The 26305-nt window shown below is 66.9% G+C and carries 25 protein-coding genes, 1 tRNA gene and 1 pseudogene; 13 read left to right on the top strand and 14 right to left on the bottom strand.

Features of this window, described 5'->3' with window-relative positions; all coding sequences use genetic code 11:
- Window positions 1-4: 4 nt before the first annotated feature.
- Entirely contained in the window at window positions 5-1117 is a 1113-nt protein-coding gene (locus tag ACJMKX_RS06335; RefSeq protein ID WP_405223784.1) for an efflux RND transporter periplasmic adaptor subunit, read from the bottom strand.
- A gap of 15 nt (window positions 1118-1132) precedes the next feature.
- Window positions 1133-2131: an octaprenyl diphosphate synthase gene (gene ispB / locus ACJMKX_RS06330; RefSeq protein ID WP_405222623.1), complete on the bottom strand. Its 999-nt coding sequence runs from the start codon at window positions 2129-2131 to the stop codon at window positions 1133-1135.
- A gap of 263 nt (window positions 2132-2394) precedes the next feature.
- On the opposite strand from ispB, the pseudogene rplU reads away from it, so the two are divergent.
- The 3 genes and pseudogenes from rplU to cgtA all read left to right on the top strand — a co-directional run.
- Window positions 2395-2700 (top strand): annotated as a pseudogene (rplU, locus tag ACJMKX_RS06325) (50S ribosomal protein L21); the annotation flags it as partial.
- 219 nt (window positions 2701-2919) lie between these two features.
- On the top strand, window positions 2920-3177 hold the full coding sequence (rpmA, locus tag ACJMKX_RS06320) for a 50S ribosomal protein L27 (protein ID WP_405222620.1): 258 nt from the start codon (window positions 2920-2922) through the stop codon (window positions 3175-3177).
- A 108-nt stretch (window positions 3178-3285) separates the two neighbouring features.
- A complete protein-coding gene (cgtA, locus tag ACJMKX_RS06315) occupies window positions 3286-4302 on the top strand; it encodes an Obg family GTPase CgtA (RefSeq protein ID WP_405222617.1) in 1017 nt (338 codons plus the stop codon).
- Between the two features lie 56 nt (window positions 4303-4358).
- Here cgtA and rpsT read toward each other — a convergent pair whose 3' ends face one another.
- Window positions 4359-4622, bottom strand: a complete 264-nt coding sequence (gene rpsT / locus ACJMKX_RS06310) for a 30S ribosomal protein S20 (protein WP_405222615.1) — start codon at window positions 4620-4622, stop codon at window positions 4359-4361.
- A 179-nt stretch (window positions 4623-4801) separates the two neighbouring features.
- Here rpsT and murJ point away from each other — a divergent pair, with 179 nt between their 5' ends.
- The 3 genes from murJ (at window position 4802) to lspA (ending at window position 8034) form a co-directional block, all read left to right on the top strand.
- A complete protein-coding gene (gene murJ / locus ACJMKX_RS06305) occupies window positions 4802-6433 on the top strand; it encodes a murein biosynthesis integral membrane protein MurJ (protein ID WP_405222612.1) in 1632 nt (543 codons plus the stop codon).
- 93 nt (window positions 6434-6526) lie between these two features.
- Window positions 6527-7459, top strand: a complete 933-nt coding sequence (locus ACJMKX_RS06300) for a bifunctional riboflavin kinase/FAD synthetase (RefSeq protein ID WP_405222609.1) — start codon at window positions 6527-6529, stop codon at window positions 7457-7459.
- Between the two features lie 14 nt (window positions 7460-7473).
- Entirely contained in the window at window positions 7474-8034 is a 561-nt protein-coding gene (lspA, locus tag ACJMKX_RS06295; RefSeq protein ID WP_405222606.1) for a signal peptidase II, read from the top strand.
- 54 nt (window positions 8035-8088) lie between these two features.
- Here the strand turns inward: lspA and ACJMKX_RS06290 are convergent, their stop codons facing one another.
- From ACJMKX_RS06290 to ACJMKX_RS06255, 8 genes are all read right to left on the bottom strand, one after another.
- A complete protein-coding gene (locus ACJMKX_RS06290) occupies window positions 8089-8502 on the bottom strand; it encodes a type IV pilin protein (protein ID WP_405222603.1) in 414 nt (137 codons plus the stop codon).
- A 39-nt stretch (window positions 8503-8541) separates the two neighbouring features.
- Window positions 8542-11940 carry a pilus assembly protein gene (locus tag ACJMKX_RS06285; protein ID WP_405222600.1) on the bottom strand — a complete coding sequence of 1133 codons (3399 nt, stop codon included), beginning with the start codon at window positions 11938-11940 and terminating at the stop codon, window positions 8542-8544.
- A 4-nt stretch (window positions 11941-11944) separates the two neighbouring features.
- Window positions 11945-12316 (bottom strand): hypothetical protein, encoded by a 372-nt coding sequence (locus ACJMKX_RS06280; protein WP_405222598.1) that lies wholly within the window; start codon window positions 12314-12316, stop codon window positions 11945-11947.
- A gap of 42 nt (window positions 12317-12358) precedes the next feature.
- Complete coding sequence (locus ACJMKX_RS06275) at window positions 12359-12829, bottom strand: PilX N-terminal domain-containing pilus assembly protein (protein ID WP_405222595.1); 471 nt, start codon at window positions 12827-12829, stop codon at window positions 12359-12361.
- Window positions 12826-13830: a PilW family protein gene (locus ACJMKX_RS06270; protein ID WP_405222592.1), complete on the bottom strand. Its 1005-nt coding sequence runs from the start codon at window positions 13828-13830 to the stop codon at window positions 12826-12828. The genes ACJMKX_RS06275 and ACJMKX_RS06270 overlap by 4 nt, the downstream gene beginning before the upstream one ends.
- A gap of 8 nt (window positions 13831-13838) precedes the next feature.
- Entirely contained in the window at window positions 13839-14309 is a 471-nt protein-coding gene (pilV, locus tag ACJMKX_RS06265; RefSeq protein ID WP_405222589.1) for a type IV pilus modification protein PilV, read from the bottom strand.
- Window positions 14310-14338: 29 nt separating this feature from the next.
- Window positions 14339-14956, bottom strand: a complete 618-nt coding sequence (locus tag ACJMKX_RS06260) for a GspH/FimT family pseudopilin (RefSeq protein ID WP_405222586.1) — start codon at window positions 14954-14956, stop codon at window positions 14339-14341.
- Window positions 14957-15048: 92 nt separating this feature from the next.
- Window positions 15049-15576, bottom strand: coding sequence for a GspH/FimT family pseudopilin (locus ACJMKX_RS06255; RefSeq protein ID WP_405222583.1), 528 nt, complete (start codon window positions 15574-15576; stop codon window positions 15049-15051).
- Window positions 15577-15817: 241 nt separating this feature from the next.
- Here ACJMKX_RS06255 and ACJMKX_RS06250 point away from each other — a divergent pair, with 241 nt between their 5' ends.
- The 3 genes from ACJMKX_RS06250 (at window position 15818) to ACJMKX_RS06240 (ending at window position 19294) form a co-directional block, all read left to right on the top strand.
- A complete protein-coding gene (locus tag ACJMKX_RS06250; protein WP_405223782.1) occupies window positions 15818-16177 on the top strand; it encodes a Fur family transcriptional regulator in 360 nt (119 codons plus the stop codon).
- Window positions 16178-16242: 65 nt separating this feature from the next.
- Window positions 16243-16318, top strand: a tRNA-Thr gene (locus ACJMKX_RS06245).
- Between the two features lie 300 nt (window positions 16319-16618).
- The gene (locus ACJMKX_RS06240) at window positions 16619-19294 is read left to right on the top strand and encodes an EAL domain-containing protein (protein WP_405222581.1); all 2676 of its coding nucleotides are present in this window, start codon (window positions 16619-16621) and stop codon (window positions 19292-19294) included.
- 30 nt (window positions 19295-19324) lie between these two features.
- Here ACJMKX_RS06240 and nadC read toward each other — a convergent pair whose 3' ends face one another.
- Complete coding sequence (nadC, locus tag ACJMKX_RS06235; RefSeq protein WP_405222579.1) at window positions 19325-20191, bottom strand: carboxylating nicotinate-nucleotide diphosphorylase; 867 nt, start codon at window positions 20189-20191, stop codon at window positions 19325-19327.
- Window positions 20192-20316: 125 nt separating this feature from the next.
- Here nadC and ACJMKX_RS06230 point away from each other — a divergent pair, with 125 nt between their 5' ends.
- The 3 genes from ACJMKX_RS06230 to grxD are packed head-to-tail and all read left to right on the top strand — an operon-like array spanning window position 20317 to window position 21264.
- The gene (locus ACJMKX_RS06230) at window positions 20317-20511 is read left to right on the top strand and encodes a DUF1289 domain-containing protein (protein ID WP_405222577.1); all 195 of its coding nucleotides are present in this window, start codon (window positions 20317-20319) and stop codon (window positions 20509-20511) included.
- Window positions 20512-20517: 6 nt separating this feature from the next.
- Window positions 20518-20904, top strand: coding sequence for a BON domain-containing protein (locus ACJMKX_RS06225; protein WP_405222574.1), 387 nt, complete (start codon window positions 20518-20520; stop codon window positions 20902-20904).
- Window positions 20905-20949: 45 nt separating this feature from the next.
- On the top strand, window positions 20950-21264 hold the full coding sequence (grxD, locus tag ACJMKX_RS06220) for a Grx4 family monothiol glutaredoxin (RefSeq protein ID WP_405222571.1): 315 nt from the start codon (window positions 20950-20952) through the stop codon (window positions 21262-21264).
- Between the two features lie 12 nt (window positions 21265-21276).
- Here grxD and rnt read toward each other — a convergent pair whose 3' ends face one another.
- A complete protein-coding gene (gene rnt / locus ACJMKX_RS06215) occupies window positions 21277-21924 on the bottom strand; it encodes a ribonuclease T (RefSeq protein WP_405222569.1) in 648 nt (215 codons plus the stop codon).
- Between the two features lie 5 nt (window positions 21925-21929).
- Window positions 21930-23450 carry a M17 family metallopeptidase gene (locus tag ACJMKX_RS06210; protein ID WP_405222567.1) on the bottom strand — a complete coding sequence of 507 codons (1521 nt, stop codon included), beginning with the start codon at window positions 23448-23450 and terminating at the stop codon, window positions 21930-21932.
- Window positions 23451-23628: 178 nt separating this feature from the next.
- Here ACJMKX_RS06210 and aceE point away from each other — a divergent pair, with 178 nt between their 5' ends.
- Window positions 23629-26295 (top strand): pyruvate dehydrogenase (acetyl-transferring), homodimeric type, encoded by a 2667-nt coding sequence (gene aceE, locus ACJMKX_RS06205; RefSeq protein ID WP_405222566.1) that lies wholly within the window; start codon window positions 23629-23631, stop codon window positions 26293-26295.
- The last annotated feature ends 10 nt before the right edge of the window (window positions 26296-26305 follow it).

Here is a 26305-nt window from a genome sequence, read left to right as displayed (position 1 = left end):
GGCCCTAGTCCCTGGTCACGGTGACGGTCTGTCCGTTCTGCAGCGCCTCGTTGCCCCGGGTGACTACGCGCGTGCCCGCCGCGATGCCGCTCACGACCTCGACCAGACCGTCGAACTGCAGACCGGTCTCGACCCGCTGCTCGGCCACCGTCGCCGTATCGCCTTCGGCCTGCAGCTCCCAGACGGTAATGCGGCCGTCGGGATAGCGGATGAGGGCGTCGCGGGGCACCACCACGGCCTCGCGGCCGGTGTCCAGATGCAGCGCGCCACGTGCGGACATGCCCGGTGTCACCGGCAGGCTGTGCCCGGCGGCGGCCACGGCGCGCAGCAGGAAGGTGCGCGCGGCCGGGTCGTTCACCGGCACGATGGCGATGATGTCGCCCGGGATGGACTCTTCCGGCGCGGCATCAGGACTGATGTCGATGAGAGTGTCTGCGGAAATGTCGGGGTAGTAGTTCTGCGGCACCCGGAAGTCATAGCGCAGCCCTTCAGTGGCCACCAGCTCCAGCAGGCCGTCGCCGGGATTGACCCACTCGCCGACCTCCGCCAGCCGGCGAGCGACGGCGCCCGCGAACGGCGCCCGGATCTCGTGGCGCCGTACCACCGCCTGCTGCTGGCGGAAGGCCGCGCTCGCCGCCTGCAGTGCCGCCTCGTCGCGGGCCACCTCTGCCCGGCGCGATTCGATCTCGGTCTCCGGTATGCCCCGTTCGCTGCCGAGCCGCTCCGCCTCGGCCAGCCGTCGCCGGGCATCGGCCAGTCCGGCCTCCGCCTCCGCGAGGGTTGCCCGGGCACGCTCGAGCGCGAGTCCCTCGAGTTCGGCATCCAGGCTGACCAGGAGGTCCCCCGCCGCCACGGTATCGCCGGCGTCCACGGCGAAGTCATCGATGAGGCCGCCGACGGACGGGGAGAGCAGCGCAGAGCGGGGGGAGGTCACCGTGCCGCTCACCGGCAGGATGCGTACCACCGGCTGGATGCGTGCCTCGCTCACGGTGACGGGCGGGCCTTCGGCGGCCGCCGGTGCCGCCCACGACAGCAGGCACATGAACATCGCGGCGCCTGCAGTCGTTGCGGCAATTCCGGCGCGCTGTGCCCCGCGGGGCTCGAAGAAGGGGATCATCTCCGCCAAGCGACGTCAGGAGCGACGGTTGACAGCGAATTCGGCGACGGCGATCAGCGCGTCCTTGTAATCCGACGGCGGCAGGTCCGCCAGCGCCGCGATGGCATCGTCGGCGGCGCGCTGTGCCCGCTCGGCGGTGTATTCGAGGGCGCCGGTCGACTCGATGGCCGCCTGTACCGGCGCCAGGTTGTCCAGTCCGCCGTTCTCGATCGCTGCGCGGATCAGCCTGCGCTGCTCCGGCGTGCCCTTGCTCATCGCGTGGATGAGCGGCAGGGTCGGCTTGCCCTCGGCGAGGTCGTCGCCCAGGTCCTTGCCCAGCTCGTCGGGCGACGCCTTGTAGTCCAGTGCGTCGTCCACCAGCTGGAAGGCGGCACCGAGGCTGCGGCCGTATTCCGCCATGCGTTCGCGGACGTCCGGCGGCTGGCCGGCCAGTACGGCGGCGATGGCCGCGCCGGCCTCGAACAGCTTGGCCGTCTTGCGGTAGATCACCTCGAGGTAGCGCTCTTCCGTCGTGTCCGGGTCGTGCACGTTCATCAGCTGCATGACCTCGCCCGCGGCGATGGTGTTGGTGGCGTCGGCGAGGATATCCATGACCTGCATGTCGCCGATGCGCACCATCATCTGGAAGGAGCGGGAGTACAGGAAGTCGCCCACCAGCACGCTCGCCTGGTTGCCGAACACGTGGTTGGCGGTATGGCGGCCGCGCCGGCGGTCCGAGGCGTCGACGACGTCGTCGTGCAGCAGCGTGGCCGTGTGGATGAACTCGATGATGGCCGCGGCCCGGATATGTTCGTCACCGTCGTACGCAAGCGCACGGGCGCCGAGCAGCACGAGCAGGGGGCGCAGGCGCTTGCCGCCGCTGCCGATGATGTACTCCGCCACCTGGGAGACGAGCAGCACGTCGCTCTGCAGCGACTCGCGGATGAGCGCATCCACGCGGTCCATGTCGGAACGCGTCAGGCGTCGCAGCGCATCCAGCGTCGCGACACGGCGGGTGTCTTCTGCGGCATACATATCGGCGATCGATAATGCCTGAAACGGCGTCGCTTGGCGAGCCGGCGGCCTTTGTCAGAGGCTGTCCAAGCCCCTGAATCCGGGGGTTATTCGCGGGCCTGCCCCGTTGACCGGCCGGCACGCAGGCCGTACAATGCCCGGTCTTTTGGGGACCCGCCGGCCGTACCGGCCCCGCGCGGGTCCGTTCTCTCCGTTCTCAACGGGTAATGACAGACAGGCGAAGGGGCGGCCACGCTGGCCGGAGCCCGCTTCCGGAGTTCGAGATGTACGCGGTTTTTCGTAGTGGCGGCAAGCAGTATCGGGCCAGCACGGGCGACAAGCTCCGTCTGGAGCGTCTCCCTGTCGAGGAAGGGGCTTCCGTCGAGTTCGACGAGGTATTGCTTATCGGTGCCGGCGGCGAGCTCAGTGTCGGCAAGCCACTGATCGATGGCGGCAAGGTCGAGGCGAAGGTGCTGGCGCAGGGCAAGGGCCGCAAGATCGACGTGGTGAAGTTCAAGCGGCGCCAGAACTACAAGCGCCTGGGCGGCCATCGCCAGGCCTTTACCGAGGTGGAGATCACCGGCATCAGTGGTGCCGGCATGACGGCGGGACCGGCGGAGAAGGCCGAGGCCGCGCCGAAGAAGAAGGCGGCAAAGAAGAAGGCCGCCAATAAGACTGCGACGAAAAAGAAGGCGGCGAAGAAGAAGACCGCCAAGAAGACGGCGGCAAAGAAGGCAGCCGGCAGCGACGAGTGACCAGTAATGATTTGCGCCGCCGCGCGGCGCCACCGGACGAGCAGGTAGACGACAATGGCACACAAGAAAGCAGGCGGCAGCAGTAAGAACGGCCGCGATTCAGAATCCAAACGACTGGGCGTGAAGCTCTTCGGCGGCCAGTCCGTGGTGGCAGGCAACATCCTCGTGCGCCAGCGGGGCACCCGCTTCCATGCCGGCACCAACGTGGGCGTCGGCCGGGACCACACCCTGTTCGCCAAGGCGGACGGGAAGGTCCTGTTCGAGAAGAAGGGACCGCAGGGCCGCAAGTACGTGAGCATCGTCGACGCCTGATCGACGAAGCCGGAACCGGAGCCGTGGCCCGGTGGCCGATGGCGGTACTGCGTTCCGCTGAGAAAACCCCGCTGCGGCGGGGTTTTTTTGTCTGCAGCTGAAATTCCCATGAAATTCGTCGACGAAGCGACCATCCGAGTGCAGGCCGGCAACGGCGGCCACGGCTGCCTGAGTTTCCGCCGCGAGAAGTACATCCCGCGGGGCGGACCGGACGGCGGGGATGGCGGCCACGGCGGCAGCGTCTGGCTGCATGCCGACCAGGGCATCAACACGCTCGCCGACTTCCGGGTGCAGCGCAAGTTTCGGGCGGAGAGCGGCGAGGGTGGCGCGGGCCGGAACAAGACCGGCCGCTCCGGCGACGACCTGACCGTGCGCGTGCCGGTGGGCACCATCGTCGCCGACGTGGATACCGGCGAGGTACTGGGCGATCTCGCCGACGACGGGGCGCGGCTGAAGGTGGCCGAAGGCGGCCGCGGCGGCCTCGGCAACACCCGCTTCAAGAGTTCCACCAACCGTGCGCCGCGCAGGACCACCAACGGGACGCCGGGCGAGGCGCGGCATCTGAAGCTGGAACTGAAGTTGCTGGCCGACGTCGGCCTGCTCGGCCTGCCCAATGCGGGCAAGTCCACGCTGATCAGCGCCATGAGTGCGGCCAGGCCCAAGGTCGCCGACTATCCGTTTACGACGCTGCATCCGAATCTCGGCGTCGTGCGGGTGGGTCCGGCGCAGAGCTTCGTGATGGCGGATATCCCGGGACTGATCGAGGGTGCGGCCGAAGGTGCCGGCCTCGGCATCCGCTTCCTGAAGCATCTCGAGCGGACCCGGCTGCTGTTGCACGTTGTCGACGTGGCTCCCGTCGACGACCACGACGTGGCGGCGGCGTTCGCCGCCATCGAGGGCGAGGTGCAGAAGTTCGGCGCGGGGCTCGTGCAGCGTCCCCGCTGGCTGGTGCTGAACAAGATCGACCTGCTGGAGGATGCCGCGCTGGAGGAACTGCGTTCGGATCTGCTCGCGGAGATCGACTGGAGCGGGCCGGTGTTCGCGGTCAGTGCCGCCACGGGGGCCGGTATCGATGCGCTCGCCCGTGCCGTGATGGCGCATCTGGAGCGCGAGCGCCAGGCATAAGAGAGGCATAAAAAAACCGGCAGACGGCCGGTTTTTTCTGCGGATGCGGTCCGGTATCAGCCGAGGGCGTTGATCCGCTTGTTCAGACGGCTCTTGTGGCGCGCCGCCTTGTTGCGGTGGATGATGCCCTTGTTGATCATCGAGTCGATCACCGGCACGGCTTCCCGATAGCTCACCTGGGCCGCTTCCTTGTCACCGGACTCGATCGCCTTGATCACTTTCTTGATGCGCGTGCGCAGGCGGGAACGGAGCGCCATGTTGTGCTTGCGGCGCTCTTCGCCCTGCCGGGCCCGTTTCTGTGCTGATTTGATATTGGCCACTCGAATTCTCTTTGCGGAGTGTGCAGGAAAGCCGGGTATTTTGGCATGCGCGGCGGTATTGTCAAGCGCGACAGCGGCTTGGTGCGCCGATGACGGCGGCCGCGGAAACCGGCGTGGCTTCCGGCTACACTTCGCCAATGTCCGCCATTGGCGGCCATTGCCCGGCAGACGGAGGAATCTTGGGCGAGCAGCGTAATACGGAGTCAGCCGGCGACGGGGGCGCAGGGCAGGGCGGCGCGGGGAAGCTGCTCCGCTCCACGTCCACGGTCAGCGCGATGACCCTGCTCTCGCGCATCCTCGGGCTGGTACGCGACATCGTCTTCGCCCGATTCTTCGGCGCCGGAGTGACGATGGACGCCTTCTTCGTCGCCAACAAGATCCCCAACATGCTCCGCCGTTTCTTCGCCGAGGGTGCCTTCTCGCAGGCGTTCGTGCCGGTGATCTCGGAGTACCGCTCCACCCGCAGCCACGAGGAGGTGCAGGCACTGGTGGACCGGGTCGCGGGCACGCTGGGCGCTCTCCTGTTCGTTATCACGGCCGTCGGCGTCGTCGCTTCACCCGTGCTCGTGCTGGTCTTCGCGCCCGGGTTCATCGGCGACGACGGGCGTTTCGACCTCACCGCGGCCATGCTCCGGCTGACCTTTCCCTATCTGCTGTTCATCTCGCTCACGGCGCTGGCCGGCGGCATCCTCAATACCTTCGGGCGCTTCGGCGTGCCGGCCTTCACGCCGGTGCTGCTGAACGTCGTGCTGATCGGCTTTGCGGTGTTCGTCGCGCCCCGGGTGGCAGAGCCCGGCATGGCGCTCGCCGCCGGCGTGTTCGTGGCCGGACTGGTGCAGCTCGTCTTCCAGCTGCCGTTCCTCACCCGTATCCGCGCGCTGCCGCGGCCCCGCTGGGGCAGACGCGACGAGGGAGTACTCCGGGTCGGCCGCCTCATGCTGCCGGCACTGTTCGGCTCGTCGGTGGCGCAGATCAACATCCTCATCGACAACCAGATCGCCTCTTTCCTCGGCCCGGGCAGGATCAGCTGGCTGTACTACTCGGACCGGCTGATGGAGTTCCCCCTGGGTGTGTTCGGCATCGCGCTGGCCACGGTGATCCTGCCGGGGCTGTCGGCCAACCATGCGCGCAGCGAGACCGGGGCCTTCTCCGCGACGGTGGACTGGGCGCTCAGGCTGGTACTGCTCATCGGACTGCCCGCCGCGCTGGCGCTGGCCGTGCTGGCGGGTCCGCTGATCGTCACCATCTTCTTCGGTGGCGAATTCACCGCGTTCGACGTGCGCATGGCCCGCCTGAGCCTGATTGCCTTCTCGTTCGGATTGTTGGGATTCATCCTCGTGAAGGTGCTGGCGCCGGCCTATTTCTCCCGCCAGGACACGAAGACCCCGGTGCGTATCGCGGTGGTGGCGCTACTGTGCAACCTGGTGCTGAATCTGATCTTCGTGCTGACTCTCGTGCGGGTCGGCGCGGAGGGTACGCATGCCGGTCTGGCGCTGGCCACCTCGATTGCCGCATTCGTGAACGCGGGGCTGCTCTACCGCGGGCTGCGGGTGCGGGGCATCGTGAGCCACGGTCCCGGCTGGCCGGTACTACTGGCGCGTATCGCCGCCGCCTGTGCCGTGATGACGGCGGCGCTCGTCTGGCTGGACCGTCCTGCCGACTGGTGGCTGGCAGCCGGAGTCGGCGCCCGCGTGGGCTGGCTCGCAGTGCTGGTTGGCAGCGGCCTCGGTGCCTATGCACTCATGCTGGCGGCGACCGGACTGCGGCCGCGCCACCTGCGCCTCGGCGCGAGCGGCGGGGGCCGCGTCTGAGCGGCGGCCACCGCCGCGATCCGCGCGCCATCGTGCTACCCTTCCGCCTGCACCGGCGCGGTGAGGGCCGCGGTGTCCGGACCAGAGGTTTCCATGAAGCTCAGCAGGACGAGAGATTCTTTGCCGCGTCTCGCGGGCCCCGCCGGCAGCGTGCTGACGATCGGCGCCTACGACGGGCTGCACCTCGGCCACCGTCGCATACTCGACCGCGTCCTCGAAGAAGCACGCGCCCTGGGCGCCAACCCGGTCGTGATGAGCTTCGAACCCACGCCCAAGGAATTCTTCTCCGAGGAGCGGCCGCCGGCGCGTCTCATGCGCTTCCGCGAGAAGTTCCGGGCATTTCGTGACTACGGCATCCGGGGTTTCTTCTGTCCCCGCTTCGATCATCGCATGGCCGACATCGGTGTGAAGGAATTCGTGGATGCGCTGCTCGTCGAGGGCCTGCGTGTCCGCCACCTGGTGGTCGGCGACGACTTCCGCTTCGCCAGGCATCGCAGCGGCGGCGTCGAGGACCTGATCCGGGCCGGCGAACGGGCCGGCTTCAACGTCGAGCAGATGCCGAGCGTGGTGGTGGACGGCATCCGCGTGAGCAGCAGTGCGGTACGCGAGGCGCTGGCCGCCGGCGACATGGAACAGGCCCGGCGTTTCCTGGGCCGCTATTACCGCATGTGCGGCCGTGTGATCCGCGGCCAGCGGCTGGGCCGTTCGCTGGGCTATCCCACCGCCAACGTGAATCTCTGCCGGCGCCAGAGTCCGGTGATGGGCATCTTCGCCGTGCGCGTCGCCGGTATCGGTGACACGTTGCGGGACGGCGTCGCCAGCGTGGGGACGCGGCCGACAGTCAACGGGACGAAGCCGCTGCTCGAGGTCCATCTGTTCGATTTTGACGACGAGATCTACGGCCGTTACATCAGCGTGGAGTTCATCGCGAAGCTGCGCGACGAGGCCCGGTTCGCGGACCTCGGCGCCCTGACCGAGCAGATGCACGTGGACGCGGCCCAGGCACGGGAGATACTGGCAGCATGACGGAGGAAGCCGGAGTGAGTGAATCCCCCAGTAACGGGGCGAAGGAGGGCGCCGGCCCGGCCGGCGGTGGCACGGCCGTCTACTGGCTTTGGCTCTCGCTGGCCGTGCTGGCGGCCGACCAGGCGACCAAGTGGGTGGTGACCCGGCAGTTCGAACTGTTCGAATCGGTGGCGGTGAACCCGTATCTGGACCTGACGCTGCTGCACAACACCGGCGCCGCGTTCAGCTTCCTGGCCGATGCCGGCGGCTGGCAGCGCTGGCTGTTCATCGGCCTCGGCATCGTCGTCAGCATCGTCATCCTGTTCTGGCTGCGGCGGTTGCCGGCGCGGGGGCAGTCCTGGCTCGCCGTCGGTCTGTCACTGGTGATGGGCGGCGCGCTCGGCAACGTGATCGACCGCGTCCACTATGGGTACGTGATCGACTTCATCCACGTCCACTACGAGGATGCCTACTTCCCGGCCTTCAATCTCGCCGATTCGGCCATCACGGTGGGTGCTGCCTGCCTGATCATCGACGCGCTGTTCTTCTCCGGCCGTGACGATGCCGGGGACAAGGGCGACGGGCAAGAGACCTGACGGACTGCCCGGCACAGAACCGGGCGGCCCGTCAGGTGTCGATCATCGCGGTGGTTACCGGGCCCAGCACTCGTCGGGAGCCATCGGGCCCGAGGTGCGGGTGCCGCGGGCGTCCAGCTCGAACCAGCTGCATTTGCCGGCCTCGGCATCGGCGTTCTGGTAGTCCGCACGGACCGTGAAGTCTGCTGCGTCGCCGGCGGTGATGGAGATCTCGTACTTGCCCGTATCGGTCGGCACCGCGTTGCTGCCATAGCCGAAGGCGGTCATCGTGTTGGCGTAGGTGGAGTTCTGCAGGTAGAACTTCTCCTGGTCCGCGGCGATGCGCAGCAGCATGGAACGCGCTTCGGTCCTTTGCGCCCGTGAGGAGTACTCCCGGTAGTTGGGGTAGGCCAGTACCGCCAGCGTGCCGATGATGACGACGACGATCATCAGTTCCAGCAGCGTGATGCCTTGCATGGTCTTGCGCATGATTTCTCTCTCGTGCGGGACGGGCGGGACAGGCGCCGATTACTCGACGCCGTCCTCCGTCCAGAAGGTCCTCACGGGCACGTTCTCGAAGCCCGGGTCGAAGCACTCGACACCGACGCAGCCGACGGGATCCGGCGAGCATTCCTTGCCCACGCAGTTCTGCGGATCGTCGGGGCTCGGGAACAGGAATACCGTCTCCGGCGCGATGCCTTCCTGCTTGAGTTCCTCCGAGCGCGGGTCGGGGTCCGATATCTCACCGTCTTCCGGCGGCGGCGGATCACCATTGACCACGCTGATCTCGTAGAGACGGTTGGTGCCGCCGCCCGGATTACAGGCGGCCAGATCGGCGATCTTGGGCTGGAAGCTCACCACGAAGACCGTATCGTTGAACGTACGCGATTCGGAGAGGATCTTCTCGCCGTCGCGCAGCGTCAGCATCCAGCCGTCGTCGCTCGGGTCGAGCACCGTGCCGCTCGGCTCGTTCGTGACGTCCACCAGTGTGGCTTCGGTGACGATCTGCCCGGCGCCCAGGCCGTCGTACCAGGCCTGGGGCTGCTGCTGGAAGATGTACGGGTCGCGGATCGAGTAGAAACGCTCGTCCGTATCGGTATCCAGCGGATGCGACCGATAGCCTGTGCCGATGCTGATGGAGAGGTAGCGCTTGTCCTGGACAGGATCACGGAAAATCGCGATGTCCGGTGCTACGAAGAAGCGGCGCTCGTTGGCCGCGCCCGTCAGACCGCTCTCGATGCCGAAGGTGCCGATGACGCCGCCGGCCACGAGATCTGACGGCGGCTGGCCGTCGAAGATGTCGAAGCGCCACAGCTGGCCGCCCATGTCGCCCACGTACATGCGGTCGGCGCGGCCGTTGCCGTTCATGTCGGCCACCGTCACGTCGGACGGGATGGCGCGTTTCATCTTCGGCAGTACCAGGTCGTGGGACGAGTCGTTGCCGGCGGACCAGAGGAGCTCGCCGTCGTCGACGTCCACCATGAAGATGGCGTTGCCGAAAGAGTCCTCGGTGCTCGAGAACGCGCCCGGCTCGTCGTGGGCCACGTCATAGCCGCCGGCGAAGATCAGCACGGTCTTGTGGTCCGCCTGATTGGCGCCGTCGACCGCGACCCTCGCAGCGACCGGCGTCGACCAGCTCTGCCCGATCGTCGGATTCGAGAACTTCCACGCCAGCTCCGGAGCCTCGGGGTCGGTGATGTCGATGGCATAATAGCTGCCACCGCCACGGCGCATGCCGAACACCAGGTAGACGTTGTCGATGCCGGTATCGATCAGGCCGTTGTTGTTCTTGTCGATGATGACGGCCTGCATGTTGCCGTCGACCCCGTAGTGCTTGTTTGCGGACTTCGGGTTCTCGAACAGGCGCGCCAGATCGGAGAGTTTCTCCCGCGGCAAGAAGGCCCAGAGTTCACTACCGTCTTCTGCGTCGATGGCGTGCACGTAGCCTTCGTTGGTGCCCACGAAAACGACGCTGCGGACGTTGGCCTCGGTGGTGCCGTAGACCACGACCGCGGGGCGCGAATGGAGAGGGTCGCCCATCTGGTCACGCTGGGTGGTCAGCGGGTCGCCATCTTCGTCCTGGATGTCCTCGCCCAGCGCCCAGGCGATGAGGTCGGACTTCGACGGCTCGGTGGAGGCGCCGGTCAGGCCCAGATCGGACAGCGCGAAGTTGCCCGCGTTGGCCAGCGAGACCGCATTGGCCGGAGCCGTGAGATCCACGCCGCTGTTGCCGGTCAGGTTGGTGTACAGGTTGCGGGAAGACGGGGACGGCAGCTCGTTGGCGGCACCGCCCAGCTGAACCACCCGGCCGTCGTCGACGTCGGACCAGAAGCTGCGGGCCGTCTCGGTCTGCCCGGTATTCGGGTCAGCCTGCTTGAAGAAGCCCGTTGCCGGGTCGACAGCCTCGATGCCGTTCGCGTCAACGATCTTGCCGCCGACCAGCTTATATTTCTTCAGGTTGCCCGGCCAGCGCAGCTTGCGGTCGGCCCGGAATACCGTCACATACAGCTCGTTCAGGTTCTGCGCGCGGTTGAAGGCGTTCACCGGCACCGCCGGCGCCGTGAAAGTCACTTCCTGCTGGCTGATCGTGTTCAGAATCTGGGTCAGCGCGTCGGTCAGGCCCTGGGTGTTGTCGGCCGTGTAGTACTGGCCGCCGCCGACCTCGGCCGTCTCTTTCAGCAGCGGGAAGTCCGTGCGGAAACCGATGGTGTAGGTGTTGACATGGGGCGTACCCAGTTCGTCGCCGTTGAGGTCGCCCTTGAACAGGTATTCGGCGATGTCGTCCAGGCAGGCGCCGCCGCCGGAGCCGGTGCAGCCATTGCGGCCGGTCACCACGGAGTAGTCCGGCAGCCAGCTGGTCAGGTTGTAATTCTGCACGTCCCAATCGCTGACCGGCAGACCGTCCGTGAGCAGGACGATGAAGTTACGCGAGCAGGAGTAGCTGACCGGGCTCACGTAGGTGTCGGGGCTCGTCGAGGTGTCCACTGCGGCCAGGTCCTGGTCGGTGCGCCAGTTCCAGTAGTGGTATTCCGGGCTCATGCCGCGGTAGTAGCGCGCCGCCTCCCACATAGTCTCGGCGAGCGGCGTTACGCCGCTGGCGGGGAGGTTGTCGATCGCGTTAAACAGTTCCGCCCGGCTGTCCTCGATGCGTTCCATGGCCTTGATGACCTGACCGCCGTCGTCGAAGTTGAAGCGCATCATGCCGACGTTGACGTCGTTGACGGAGCCGAGCACGTTCTTGGCCACCTCCTTCAGGATATCGGTGCGGCGCTTGAACACCGTCGGCGGATTGGCAGCCCAGTTCATGTAGTTGCCGTCCACGACTTTGTATGTGGTATCGGCAAGGTCGGCGCCCCAGACCAGTGACTGGTCCGGGTCCGAGGTCCAGGGCAGGTTGTCCAGGCCCCGCTGGGCGAATACGGCCGTGCTGGAGTCGGTCTCGCCGTGCAGACCGGAGTCCCGCGCGCACTCGACCGGACTCGAGTTATCACTCGGGTCCAGCCGCGCCCACTGATCCGTGTCGTCCTCGTCCGGATATTCCCGGTACTGGACGAACTTGTCCGTGTACGCGCCCGTCGCGCGCAGCTCCGCGGTCGCCCGATCGCAGAAGAACGAGTCCTTGTCGATCTGGGCGAGAGAGACGGAACAGTCCGGAGTGGCGGACGTATTCGTGGTCCAGTACAGCTTGGAGTTGTCGCACGAGCCGCTGTAGTCCCGGTCCGGATCGTAGTCTTCCTGCACCAGTTCCTGGGTCTGCATACTGCCGGAGGAGTCCATGATGAACAGGATGTTCGGCCGGTCCTCGGGTAGCGTCGTCGGGTTCAGCACCAGCAGTTCGGTGTCGTCCGCGAGGGCGCCGCCGCCCGCTGCCAGCGAGAGCAGTGCGCCCGCCGCCAGCGCTCGAATATTGTGCGTGTTCCGAGTCATATCCCTATCCTCGTGTCTCGAACGACCGCTCGCCGGAGGTCTCCGGCGGCGTGCTCACGTTGATCTGCCGCACCCGGTTGTCCTTGAGCCGGTAGACGACCGTACCCACCGCCTCGTCGCGGTCGTCCATGTTAAGGACTGATTCGCGGAAGGCCCTCAGCGTCATCGCCTGACCGTCGAAGACGTAACTCGTGTCGCCTTCTACCCGCAGCGTCACGCGGTCGCAGTCGTCGCATTCCCGCAGGATCACGCTGCCGAACTCGTTGGCGGGGAGTGTCAGATGCCTGACCCATACCTCGTAGGCCTCCTCGACCGCCGGCGGCGCTGCCGCCGCCACCTGCGCCAGGCCGGCGAGCGCCAGTACTGTCAGTGTCATCCGTAATCTCATGTCGCTGTCTCCCTCGGTGATCCTTCCGCCTCAGGGGCAGACGTCGGTAATGCCCTTCGGCCCGACGATGTAGAAGTTCTGGGTGTGCTCGGCGGTCGCGCCGCGGGTCGATTCCGCGGTCGCGATCGTCTGGAAATGGAATGCCGCGATGCCCTTGCCCGCGCCGATGCTGAAGGCGGCGTCCGGCACCAGCGTGTTGCACTGATAGGTGGTGGTCGACTCGACCGTGTCGGTAACGTTGATCGCGTGCGGCGCGATGATGTTCGGCGCCGCCGTCTGGAACGTACCCTGAGCCAGTGCCTCGTCCACGCCGGATTCGGCGGCCTGGAAGGCGCTCTCCAGGAACTGGTTGTTACCGGCCATGGTGAGTCCGGTCGTCGCCGTATTCATGCCGGAGATGGCCAGCAGCGTCAGGACCATCAGCAGGACCAGCCCCACCACCAGCGCAGCACCGCGCTGGCGCTGCCGCGTTCCGTTGAAGTTTTCGCTCGTCTGCCTCATGTGCGCACGTTCCTCAGCAGTATCGTTTTGGTCTTGACCATGCGGCGGAAGTCGTCGTTGAACGTCCCCAGATCGACGTCGGCGAGCTGGTAGTCCGTGTTGTCGGCGATGCCGGGCTCCCGCTCCACCGAACGGACCAGGAGCCAGAGCCGCACGGCGATGACGCGGACCTCGGGGTCGAATGCGCCGGAGGCCGGATCGATGATCGGGCTGTCCGGATTCACGTAGCGGTCGACCGTGGCGTTCCCGTCCATGTCGAGGCCGAACTGGACCTGCATGTTCTCGACGCCGGGCACCACCTCCTCGTCGCGGATCACGGGTGCGCCGCCGACCGTTGCCAGCGAGCGCCGCCGCAGCGATGGCACGGTCGGGAAGATGTCCGAGCTCGGCGAGACGTAATACCCGTTGACCACCAGATTGTTGGTCTGGGTGCCGCCGCCCACGAAGCCGCCGGGAGCCACGCCGTTGGAATAGAGCTGGCCCTGCAGCCGGGTCGTCTCCAGCTGGATGACGCCCGCGGTGGGCGCGCTCGGCGTGATACGTGCGTGGCGGACCACGAAACTGTCCGAGTTCGGCATGAAATTGCCGGCACCCACGCAGGGCCAGTCGGTCGTATTGTTCGCGCCCTCGATCGGCCGCAGCAGATCCGTTACGAAGTCGGCGCCGCAGCCGGCCGGAGGATTGATGTTCAGCGGATCCGGGTCGCCCGTGGCGGCCCGTCCCTCGACCAGGTCCGGCCGGCTCAGCAGGCCCCAGTAGCTCGCCATGCGCAGGTCGGGTTCGATGACGTCGAAGGCGAACTCTCCGTTCTCCTGCACGCGGGCGATGTTCTCGTTGACGATGTAGGCACTGCGGCTCTGGGTATAGACCTGCACGGCACCGATGATCAGGAACGAGCCGATCACCAGCGCGACCATCAGTTCGATCAGCGTGACGCCCGCCTGACGGCCAGCCGGATTCGGCCAACCACCACGCAAGCTACGACTGTGATTTGTGTTCATCGCATCCATCAGTTCATCGCCTGTACCTGGATGGTGTAAGAGGGCGCTTCAGGCTGACCCGCCTCGTCCCAGTTGACGGTGACCGTGTACGTCCAGGGCACGGTCAACTGATCGAGCGCGACCTCGACGTCGCCGCCGGGCAGCGTCTGCTGGGCCTGCTGGCTCCACAGAAAAATGTCGTGCTGTGCCATCTGGTCGGCGTCGCAGTCCACGAGGCCCGTATCGCAGTCGTTGTCGGCGCCGGCGCCCGCGTAAGCGATGCCGGCGGTGCGATTGGCCCGGATCCGGTCGGCGACGTCGCCCGCCAGCGTCACCGCCTGGGTGCGGAACTGGGAGGTGCGACCGGCCTGCAGCGTCTGCAGGTAGAGGCCCGCGATACCGAGCATGCCCACCGACATCACGACCATGGCGATCAGCGCCTCGATCAGCGTGAAACCCCGTATTCTCTGCATCAGGTTCGCGTTCATCTTCTCGCTCATCTGTTCTTTCCGCGCTTCCCGGCCCTGCTTCAGGGACAGCCCGCGCCGACCAGTATGTCGGCGACGTTCTGCACGAGGGCCACTTCCCGCACGACCTGGGGCCGGCCGGGGCCGTCCATGCGCAGCGCGCGAGCCGCGGACAGTCCGCCGGCGGCGGGCACGTTGCCCCGGCTGTCGCACATGAGGGCGCCTCGCAGGGCGGGCCCGGCGCCGCCGACGTTGCCGAACCCGAAGCCGGTGGCGGCATAGGAGAAGTAGTTGGAGCCGCCGTTGGTCTGCAGCGTGATGCCGTCCGGGACTGGCCCAATGCTGCGGATGATTTCTTCGCCGGCGTCTATCTGCACGTTCGGGGTCGGGCCCGAGTCGTCCGCGAATACCACCCAGCCGTCGGCGAAAGTGCCGCCGCAGGCCGGGTTGGCTGCCTCGGCGTTCAGGCTGGAGCAGACCGTGACCGGTGCCTTGCGCTTGACGGCCTCGCTGCGGGCCAGCGTGAAGGCCGAAAGCAGGTCGTTAGAGGTGGCGGCCATGCGGTTGTTGCGCGTGAACTCGAGGAAGTTGGGCACGCCCAGGGACAGGATGATGCCCATGATCACGACCGTGACCAGCAGCTCGTACAGCGTAAAGCCGTGTTGTGCGGTTCTTTCCATGGGGCGGACACTATCCCGCGTGATCCTGCAGGGGAAATATTCCCGACGAGCGGTCGCTCAGGCCGGACGAGCGGTATGTCCCGGCCGGGCGTTCACGCGCCAGCACAGGTCAGGCTTGCCGGGGCGTCGTCCCCCGGCGCACTCCGCGGGCGGCCGGTGTAGCTCACGATCAGCGCCCGGGCAGGGACGCGGCCGGCGCCGTCGCAGACCAGGAAGGTGCCGTTGGTATTGCGTTTGCGCACGCCGCGCAGGGTGTAGCGATGCCGGTTCGTGATTATGTTCACTGCATCGGCGGGCCGGTGGCGGCGAAGCACCGCCTCGCCGAGGTCCGCTCGGCCGTCGTCATCGTCGTCGGCGAACAGCATCCAGCCGCCGCCCCAGTCGGCAGCGCCGGTGCAGCGGCTGCCGTCTGCAGACTGGCACAGAACCAGGTTGAGCCGGCGCTTGATGGCCTCCTGACGGCCGAAGTGCAGCGCGTGGTGCAGGGCGTTGATCTCGGCCGTCAGTTGATTGCGCGCGATCAGGCTGCCGAGGGGCGGCGCGCCGATCACGATCAGGATGGTCGCCACGCTCAGCGTGACCAGCAGCTCGTACAGCGAATAGCCGCGGTGTCGGGACATTGCCCAGTTCCCTCCGGTGCCGTTGACCGCAGGGGGCATTGTCGGCAGCGAGCGCCTGTCGAGCGAGCGCTATTCCCGGCCGAGCCGCCCGGAAATCGGGCTTGTGTGCCATTTTGAGAATCACTATCATCTTTCGATGAACATTGGACTCGGACCAAGCCTGTACTTGGTCTAAACCTGAAGCGGTCGGTATCCCTTGAACAGACAGGAAGTCGAAAAGCGCCTCGAGTCCCACGGCGTCATGCCCACGCCCCAGCGCGTCGACGTGGCCAGCATCCTGCTGGAGCGTCCCCAGCATCTGTCCGCCGAACAGATACTGGAACGTCTGCGCGAGCGAGGCAGCCGGGTGTCGAAGGCCACCATCTACAACACGCTGAAGCTGTTCAGCGACAAGGGGCTCGCCCGGGAAGTCAACGTGGATCCCAGCCGGCTGTTCTACGATTCGACCACGCACCCGCACCACCACTTCTACAATGTGGACACGGGTGAGCTGTCGGACATCCCGTCCGGACAGGTGGCCATCATGGACGTGCCCGATCTGCCCGCCGGCACCGAGCAGGAGAGCGTCGAGCTCATCATACGGGTGCGGGGCAAGCGCTGAGGCACCACGGCGGGCGGTGGATTGCCTGCCTATTCCGCATTATCTATACTCGCCGCCCACCCGGGGCCGAAGTAGCTCAGTCGGTAGAGCAACGCATTCGTAATGCGTAGGTCGTCAGTTCGAGTCTGACCTTCGGCACCAGCCCCGGTACCCGATTCCCCCGTCCTCCTTTCTGATCTGCGACTTTGCCCGGTCGCATGATGCCGTGCCGGTCGCCGCCGCGAAGCCACGCCGGGCCTGGCGATCGGTAATCGATCCGCCGGCGATGCATAACCCAAGTCATTCCGGTTACTTAGCTTGTATTCTTAGAATATCGTGTCAGAATGCCTCCCTAACACGGCGTGCGCGGGGATACTGGAAGTGAGAACGCTGTCAATCCAACGGTCCGCGGGGGCTCCCTAGAATGTCCCGACTGACTGCCGACGGGTGCAAAGCCTCGAGATGATCAGCGAGAAGGATCTGCGGGCCGGCATCGCCGGCGACACACTCGCCTCACGGCGCGGTTCCGGGCAATACCCCGCGATCGCCGTGGATGCCGTCTATACCAAGCTGGCGATCAATCTCCTTACCCTGGAGAAGGCCACGGCCGGCGCGGTGATCGAATCCGTGGTCGAGGATCTCCGTGACGCGGCGGGCGTCGACGTCGCTTTCGTCTGCCTCGCCGACGAGCGCGCGGCCAGCATCGAGACGGTGATTGCGGCGACGTCTCCCTACAGCATATGCCGGCCCCAGGTTCTCCAGCACCAGGACCTCGCCGACTGGCGCTGGCTGGCCCGGGGCATGAGCGGACAGCGTCTGCTGGAGATCGGCGACTGTGGCCAGCCGCCAACGGGTGCGGAGGCGGAGGCGGCGCGCCTCACAGAGATCGGCCTCGGTGCCTGCCTGCTGATCGGCGTCGGCACCGCCGAAGGCCCGGCCGGATTCATCGCGCTGGCCAACGAGGCCCCGGTGGAGGGCTGGGACGCCAATCTCAAACTGCTTCTGAAACTGCTCGGCTCGAGCTTCGGCGCCGGCGTCGAACGCCTACGCACCCGCGCCGAGCTGGCCCACATCCGCGAGCGCGACGAACTGCTGTCCGAGACCGCCAACGACGGCATCTGGGATTTCGACGGCCGCGCCAAGGCCGTGTGGTTCTCCCGCCGCTGGAAGACCATGCTCGGCTACGACGAGGACGAGGAGGATATCTCCCCCGACTGGTACCGCCTCGTGCACCCCGACGACATGACCCGGGTCCAGTCCAAGATGCGCGAGCATCTGGAGGGCAGGGCGGACTACTTCGAGAGCGTCCACCGCATGCGCCACTCCAGCGGCGACTGGCGCTGGATGATCAGCCGGGCGAAGGCGCTGCAGGACGACAACGGCCGGCTGCGCCGCCTGGTGGGTGTCGAGGTGGACATCACCGAGCGCAAGCTCTATGAGGAGGCGCTGTTCCGCGAGAAGGAGAGCGCCCAGATCACCCTGCAGTCCATCGGCGACGGCGTGGTCACGACGGATGCCGACTGCAACGTGGAATACGTCAATCCGGTGGCCGAGGAGCTCACCGGCTGGAAAGTGGACAGCGCCACGGGCCGCGCGGTGGACGAGATCTTCCGCGCCTACCACGAGGAGACCTGCGAGCCGCTCGAGAATCCGGTAGCGGTGGCCATCCGCCGCAACCGCTCCATCAAATCGGTGCGCCCGACGCTGTTGATCACGCGGGACGGCAACGAGCTGTACGTGGAGTCGACGGCCTCGCCGATCCGGGACGGCTCGGGCAACGTGACCGGCGGCGTTCTGATCTTCCACGACGTGAGCGAGGCCCGGGAGCTGAACCGCAAGCTCGCCTACCACGCCAGCCACGACATGCTCACCCAGCTGGTGAACCGGCGCGAGTTCGAGAGCCGGCTGGAGCGCGCGCTGAAGAGCGCGAGAGCGCGGGAGACCTCCTACGCGCTCTGCTACATGGACCTCGACCAGTTCAAGATTGTCAATGACAGCTGCGGCCACAGCGCCGGCGACGCCCTGCTGGCCCAGCTCGGTGCGCTGCTGAAGTCGAAGATACGCTGGCGGGATACCCTGGCGCGCCTCGGCGGCGACGAGTTCGGCGTGCTGCTGGAGAGCTGCAACCTCGACGAGGCCATGCGCACCGCCGAGGAATTGCGCGAGACGGTGGCCGACTACAAGTTCGTCTGGGACGAGCGCAGCTTCCGGCTGGGCGCGAGTATCGGTGTGGTGCCCATCACCGCCGACAACGACGACGTGGCGGCGCTCCTGTCGGCTGCAGACAGCGCCTGCGCGGCGGCGAAGGAGGCGGGTCGCAACCGCATCCACAGCTATCACGAGAACGACATCGACCTGATGCGCCGACGGCGCGAGATGCAATGGGCCGCGCGCATCAACAACGCGCTGGAAGAGTCACGCTTCGAACTCTTCCGCCAGACCATCCTGCCGCTGCAGGGCGAGGATCGGGGCGCCCATTACGAACTGCTGCTGCGCATGCGCGACGAGGCCGGCGCCATGGTCTCGCCGGAGCTGTTCATCAACGCGGCAGAGCGCTACGGCATCACGCCGAACATCGACCGCTGGGTGATCTCCAATGCCTTCCGCTGGCTGGTCTCCGAGGCCGACGAGCGTGAGCGCCTGGATCTCTGCTCCATCAACCTGTCGGGCCAGAGCCTCGGCGACGAGAAGTTCCTGCCCTTCGTCATCGAGCAGTTCCAGGTGAGCGGACTCGACGCGACGAAGATATGTTTCGAGATCACCGAGACGGCGGCCATCGCGAGCTACTCACAGGCCAACCGATTCATCAACGCGCTGAAGGAGCTGGGCTGCAAGTTCGCCCTGGACGACTTCGGCACCGGTCTGTCGTCGTTCGGCTACCTGAAGCACTTCCCGGTGGATTTCCTGAAGATCGACGGCAGCTTCGTGAAGGAGATCCTGCACGACCCCATCGACCGGGAGATGGTCCGCTCGATCAACGAGATCGGCCACCTGACCGGCAAGCAGACCATCGCCGAGTTCGCGGAGAACGAGGAGATCATCACCATGCTGCGCGGCATGGGCATCGACTATGCCCAGGGCTACGGCGTCTCCGAGCCGAAGCGCGTGCAGCAGAATTTCGCCGCCGAATCGCTTTAATCGCTATACCGCTATACCGCGACAGGCCGTCTAGTGCCCGTCGGCGGTCTCGACGCCGAACCGCATCGAGTAATCCACGGCGCGCAGGTGCTTGGTCAGCGCGCCCACCGAGATGAAGTCCACACCGGTTTCGGCGACGTCCGCCATATCGGCCATTTCGAGTCCGCCGGACGCCTCCAGCGTGGCGCCCGTGCCGCTGTCGCGGGTGATGCGCACGGCCTCGCGCAGGGCATCCAGCGGGAAGTTGTCGAGCAGCAGGCGGTCGGCTCCCGCGGTTAGCGCCTCGCGCAGCTCGTCGATGTTCTCGACTTCCACTTCGATCGGTAGCGAAGGGTTCTCCGCGCGCGCACGCCTGACGGCTGCCGCGATGCCGCCGCAGGCGATGATGTGGTTCTCCTTGACGAGCACGGCGTCGAACAGCCCGATGCGGTGGTTCACTGCACCGCCGCAGCGCACGGCATACTTCTGGGCGAGGCGCAGGCCCGGGATCGTCTTGCGGGTATCCAGTATGCGGCAGCCGGTGTGGGCGACGGCGGCCGCGTAGCGGGCGGCCGCCGTGGCGGTCCCGGAGAGCGTCTGCAGGAAATTCAGCGCGGTGCGCTCGCCGGTCAGGATCGGCCGGGCAGGCCCCTCCAGGGCGCAGACCGTCTCGCCCGGCGTCAGCCGGACGCCGTCGTCGGCCTGCCAGTCGATGCGGACAGTCTCGTCCAGCACGGCGAAGACCCGGTCGAACCAGGCCCGGCCGCACAGTATCGCGGCTTCGCGGCAGACCACCGTGGCGCGGGAGCGGGCCCCCGGGTCGATCAGCGCCGCCGTCACGTCGCCGTTGCCGACGTCCTCCGCCAGGGCTGCGTCCACGCTCGCCCGGATGTGTGCCGAGAGCCTGTCTTTCTGCATTTCCGCTGCCTCCGCGCCGCGCCCGGACGATACGCCAGGGGGTCTCTGGTCACAAGCGCCAACATACGTATAATCCACTATAAATGCACAGTGACCGGTAGTCGCAAGGATTGAACCAGAGAGTGATGAAAGAGTCGCCGCCGAGACGCCCGGCCTCGCCCTGCGTGAACATCTGCACGCTGGACGAACGGGACGTCTGCACGGGCTGTCTGCGCACCCTCGACGAGATCGGCGCCTGGTCGACCCTCAGCCCGCAGGAACAATGGCGCGTCGTGGCGGCGCTGCCCGGCCGCGCCGCAATGCGGAGGGCCGGCCCCTGAGATCCCATGAATACCCCACGCTCCGCCACGCTCCTGTTCCCGCTCCTGCTGGCCGGTTTCGGCCTGGCCGGCTGCTCTGCCATGCTGATCGGCGATGGCCACAGCAGTGGTCCGGTGAGTGGCCAGGGCGACACTGCGAGCGAGAGTACCGCGCGCACCGGCACCACGCGATCGATCGGCGATGCCGGAGTCACCGAGGCGGTGCGTTCGAGACTGCTGGCGGACACGTCAGTAGAGTCGACGGGCATCGACGTGACGACGGCCGGAGGACGAGTGACGCTGAACGGCTTCGTCACGAGTTTCGCCGAGCGGGACAGGGCGGGGCGGCTGGCCGCCGCCGTGCCAGGGGTCATCGGGGTGGACAACCGGCTGGCCGTGAAGGCCGGCCGATGACGTATCGATAGCAGGCTAACGACAGCAATGGAGGTAGAGGGGAAAATGGACGTAATCGAGAGGATCAAGCAGCAGATCAACGAGAATCCGATCCTGCTGTACATGAAAGGCACGCCGGATTTCCCGCAGTGCGGCTTCTCCGCCCAGTCGGTGGCGGCACTGAAGGCCTGCGGCAAGGAATTCGCCTATGTGAATATCCTGGAGGATCCGGAACTGCGCGAGGCGCTGAAGAGCTACTCGAACTGGCCGACCTACCCCCAGCTCTACGTCCGCGGTGAGCTCGTCGGCGGCTCGGATATCGCCGTGGAAATGTATCACTCCGGTGAGCTGAAGCAGATGCTCGACGACGTCGCCGCCTGAGGGCGGCGGCGCTCAGCCGCCGCCCAGCGCGTCCCGATAGACGTCCTGCACGCGGTTGACGATCTCGCAGAAGAGATCCGCCGTCCGTTCCGCGTCGTAGGCCGCGGAATGAGCCCGGGACTCGTCCCAGTCCAGCCCCGCCGCCGTCACCGCCCGCGCCAGCACCGTCTGCCCGAAGACGACACCGCCCAGCGTCGCCGTATCGAAGCTCGAGAACGGGTGGAACGGGTTGCGCTTCACGCCCGCGCGCCGGACTGCGGCATTCAGGAAACTCAGGTCGAAGAAGGCGTTGTGGCCCACCAGCACGGCCCGGGTGCAGCCGGTCTCGCGGATGGCCCGCCGCACTTCCCGGAAGACCCGCTGCAGGGCGTCCCGCTCGTCGATGGCCGGGCGCAGCGGATGCCAGGGGTCGATGCCGTTGACCGCCAGCGACGCCGCCTCCAGGTTGGCGCCGTCGAAGGGCTTCACGTGATAGCGGTGAGTCTCGCTGCGCCCCATGCGGCCGCCGTCATCCATCTCCAGCAGCACGGCGGCGATCTCGAGCAGCGCGTCGGTGTCCGCATTGAAACCGCCTGTCTCGACGTCGACCACGACGGGCAGGAAGCCGCGGAAGCGGTTGGCGACCGGCGCCGGCTCGCTCTGTTCGTTCGTTTTCCCCATGCGGTTCAGGCGCCGGGGCGGCCGGGCGTCTCGGCCAGATCCAGCAGCAGGCCGAGGGTGTAGCGGACCCCGAAGCCGGTGACCTTCGTGGGCGCATGGGCCAGCCCGCCCTCGTGGCTGGAGGCACTGAGGTCGATATGGATCCAGGTGCTCTGTTGCGGCACGAACTCACGCAGCAGCGCCGCAGCCATGATGTGGTCGCCGGCGCCGGCCGGCAGGCATTGTCTCAGGTCCGCGACCTCGCTCTTCAGTTCGTCCCGGAACTCGTCGGTGACCGGGAACGGCCAGACTCGCTCGCCGCTCGCCTCGCCGGCGCGCTCGAGCAGGGGATGCAGCGACGGGCGGTTCGTGAATACGCCGCTGTAGCGGCTGGTGAGGGCGCTGATGCAGGTCCCGGTGAGCGTCGCGTAATCGATGATGGTCCCGGGCCCGGACTCGCCGGCGAGCGCCAGCGTATCGGCGAGTACCATCCTGCCCTCGGCGTCCGTGTGGATCACCTGTATCGTCTTGCCGTTGACGGCAGTGACCACGTCCTGTTGCTTGTAGGCCAGGGGACCGGTCCGGTTTTCGGTCAGTGCGAGCCAGCAGTCGACGGCGAACGGCGCCTGCAGCAGCGTCAGCGCGAGCAGGCTGCCGAGGGCGACGGCGGCACCCTGCATGTCCCCGTGCATGTCCAGCATGCCGGCGGCGGGTTTGAGATTCGTGCCGCCCGTATCGAAGACGATGCCCTTGCCCACCAGGGCGACGGCGGGGGCTTCGCCGGCGCTCTCCGGGCGCCAGGACAGCCGGACGATGCCCGCGTCATCGTTGTCGTTGCCGCGGGCGACGGCCAGGAACGCGCCGGCGCCGCGGTCCTCCAGTTGCGTTGTGTCGAGGAATTCGTAATGCCAGCCGTGCCGCTCGGCGAGCTCCGCGGCGGCGACCCGCAGAGCCCTGGCGTCACCCACGTTCGGCGGCAGCGCGGTCAGCCAGCGGGCCAGGTTGTTGCCGGCGGCTTCGGCCTGAACCCGGTCGGCGTCGATCCGCTCGCGCAGGCCCACCAGTCGGATGGTGGAGAGTCGCCGCGGCTTCGGCGCCTTCTGCCGGAATACCGGCAGCCGGAAGGCGGCGAGCAGCAGCGCGAGCAGTTGATCACGCGCCATCGCAGCCGTCGCCTCTTCGGGGAAGCCGGTCGCGAGCACAGCGATCCGGGAGGGATCCTCTGCCAGTGCCGCGGCCGCGAGTCGCCGCGCCGCGGTGCCTCGTTCGAACGCGTTTGCCTCGGACGCCACCATGGCCACCAGAACGGTGGTCTGCGCCTTGTTGTCCAGGCGGCTCGTGACCAGCGGCACGTCGTCGGACGCATCGCGGCGGCGGGCGATGCGGCTCAGCCGTGCGCCTCTCGGCACGGCGGACCAGGCGCTCTCGTCCGCACCGCTCGGCAGCAGCACCAGCAGCTGGTCGAGATTCTCGTAGTCCTTCAGCAGCGGCTTCTTCGTCGACTGGATGACGCGTATCGACGAGTCCGGCGGCAGCACTGTGGCCATTCGAGGTTCCTCCGGGGCGCCTTGACCTGTCTCCGGCAAAGGTCGAACATACGCTCCCAACCTCTGGCGGGCGGAGCGGGGCGAAGAAGAAGCGCCATCCTAGCAGGTGACCTCCGCCAATTCATCACGGCCGCGGCGGCGGCAGATAAACGGCATCAGGCAAGAGACGGCATCAGGCATGAGTGCAAAAAGTCCTTTCGACGATACCGACCCGACAGAGACCCGGGAATGGCTCGAGTCCATCGACTCGGTTCTGAAGGTCCACGGCCCCGAGCGAGCCCATTTCCTGTTGAACCGGATGATCGACTTCGCACGCCGGTCGGGTGCCTATCTGCCGTACAGCCCGAACACCGCCTACCTGAATTCCATCTCGCCGGGTCAGCAGCCGGAGTACCCCGGCGACCGCTCCCTCGAGCGGCGCATCGAGGCGTACATCCGCTGGAACGCGATGGCGATGGTCGTGCTCGCGAACCGGGCCAGCAGCGAATACGGCGGGCACATTGCCTCCTACGCGTCCTCCGCCACGCTCTACGAGGTGGGCTTCAATCACTTCTGGCGTGCGCCCTCCGAGCAGAACGGCGGCGACCTGGTGTTCATCCAGGGCCATTCGGCGCCGGGCATCTACTCGCGTGCCTATCTCGAGGGGCGTCTCACCGGTGCGCAGCTGCAGCGCTTCCGCATGGAGGTGGGCGGCGGCGGCCTGTCGTCGTATCCGCACCCCTGGCTCATGCCGGAGTTCTGGCAGTTCCCCACGGTGTCCATGGGCCTCGGCCCGATGATGGCGCTGTATCAGGCCCGCTTCATGCGTTATCTCGAGCACCGCGGCCTGATCCCGGAGAGCGACCGCAAGGTGTGGTGCTTCCTCGGCGACGGCGAGATGGACGAGCCGGAGGCCATGGGTGCCATCACGATGGCCGTGCGCGAGGGGCTGGACAACCTCATATTCGTCATCAACTGCAACCTGCAGCGCCTCGACGGTCCGGTGCGCGGCAACGGCAAGATCATCCAGGAACTGGAGGCGGCGTTCGGCGGCGCCGGCTGGGACGTCATCAAGGTGATCTGGGGTTCGCGCTGGGATCCTCTGCTGGCAAAGGATACCGACGGTCTGCTCCGCCGGGTCATGGACGAGACGGTCGACGGCGAATACCAGGCCTACAAGAACAAGGGCGGCGCCTATACCCGCGAGCACTTCTTCGGCAAGTACCCCGAGCTGAAGGAGATGGTGGCCAACATGTCCGACGAGGAGGTCTGGCGTCTCAACCGCGGCGGCCACGATCCCATCAAGGTCTACGCAGCCTACGACAAGGCCGTGCGCAGTAAGGGACGTCCCACGGTCATTCTGGCCAAGACCGTGAAGGGCTACGGCATGGGCGAGTCCGGCGGCGAGAGCGCGAACCCGGCACACCAGCAGAAAAAGCTGGATGACGAGGCGCTGAAGGAATTCCGCGACCGCTTCAACATCCCGGTCTCCGACGAGGACATCCCGAAGGTGCCTTTCTGCCGTCCGCCGGAGGACAGCGACGAGATCGAGTACCTGCACGAGCGGCGGCGCAAGCTGGGCGGCTACCTGCCGCAGCGACGGAGCCGCTCCGAATCGTTGCAGGTGCCGCAGCTGGAGACCTTCTCGAGCCAGCTGGAGGGCACCGGCGAGCGCGAGGCGTCGACCACCATGGCGTTCATCCGCCTGCTGACGACACTCATCCGCGACAAGAGCATCGGCAAGTACGTCGTGCCCATCGTGCCCGACGAGGCGCGCACCTTCGGCATGGAAGGCATGTTCCGGCAGGTGGGCATCTATGCCTCCAAGGGTCAGCTGTACACGCCCCAGGACGCCGACCAGCTGATGTACTACAAGGAGGACAAGAAGGGGCAGATTCTGGAGGAGGGCATCAACGAGGCCGGCTCCTTCTGTTCCTGGGCGGCCGCGGGCACTGCCTACAGCAATCACGACCGGCCGATGATCCCGTTCTACATCTTCTACTCGATGTTCGGCTTCCAGCGCATCGGCGATTTCATCTGGGCGGGCGGCGACATGCAGTCGCGGGGCTTCCTGATGGGTGGCACGGCCGGGCGCACGACGCTGGCCGGCGAGGGCCTGCAGCACCAGGACGGACACAGCCTGGTGCTGTCCTCCACCGTGCCGAACTGCCTGTCCTACGACCCCACCTATGCCTACGAGCTGGCGGTGATCGTCCAGGACGGGCTGCGGCGCATGCTGCACGAACAGGAGAACGTCTTCTACTACATCACCTGCATGAACGAGAACTACGTCCACCCGCCCATGCCGAAGGGCGTGGAGGACGGCATCCTGAAGGGCCTCTACCTGCTGAAGATCGGCGGCCGGGGCAAGGTCCGCGTGCAGCTGATGGGCGCGGGCACGATCCTGCGCGAGGTCATCGCCGCCGCCGAACTGCTGGAGGATGACTATTCCATTCCGGCGGACATCTGGAGCGCCACCAGCTTCAACCAGTTGCGCCGCGACTGCCTGGAGGTGGAACGCTGGAATCAGCTCCATCCGGCCGAGGAGCCGAGACGGAGCTACCTCGACCAGTGCCTGGCGGACAAGGACGGCCCCTTCATCGCGGCGACGGACTACATGAAGATCGTGCCGGACCAGATCCAGCGCTGGGTGCCGGGCCAGTACGTGACGCTCGGCACCGACGGCTACGGCCGCAGCGACCGCCGCTCCGCGCTGCGCCAGCACTTCGAGGTGGACCGGCGCTACATCGCGGTGACGGCGCTGAAAGCGCTGGCCGACGAGGGCGCGCTCGACATGGAGACCGTCTCCGATGCCATCCGGCGCTACGACATCGATCCGGACAAGCCGGATCCGGTGACCCTCTGAGGAGGTGGCG

Origin of the sequence: Lentisalinibacter sediminis, from assembly GCF_040706615.1 — a bacterium.
Lineage (GTDB): Bacteria > Pseudomonadota > Gammaproteobacteria > Steroidobacterales > Woeseiaceae > Lentisalinibacter > Lentisalinibacter sediminis.
Note: the sequence above shows the minus strand (reverse complement) of the source record. Positions and strands in the feature narration are given on the sequence as shown.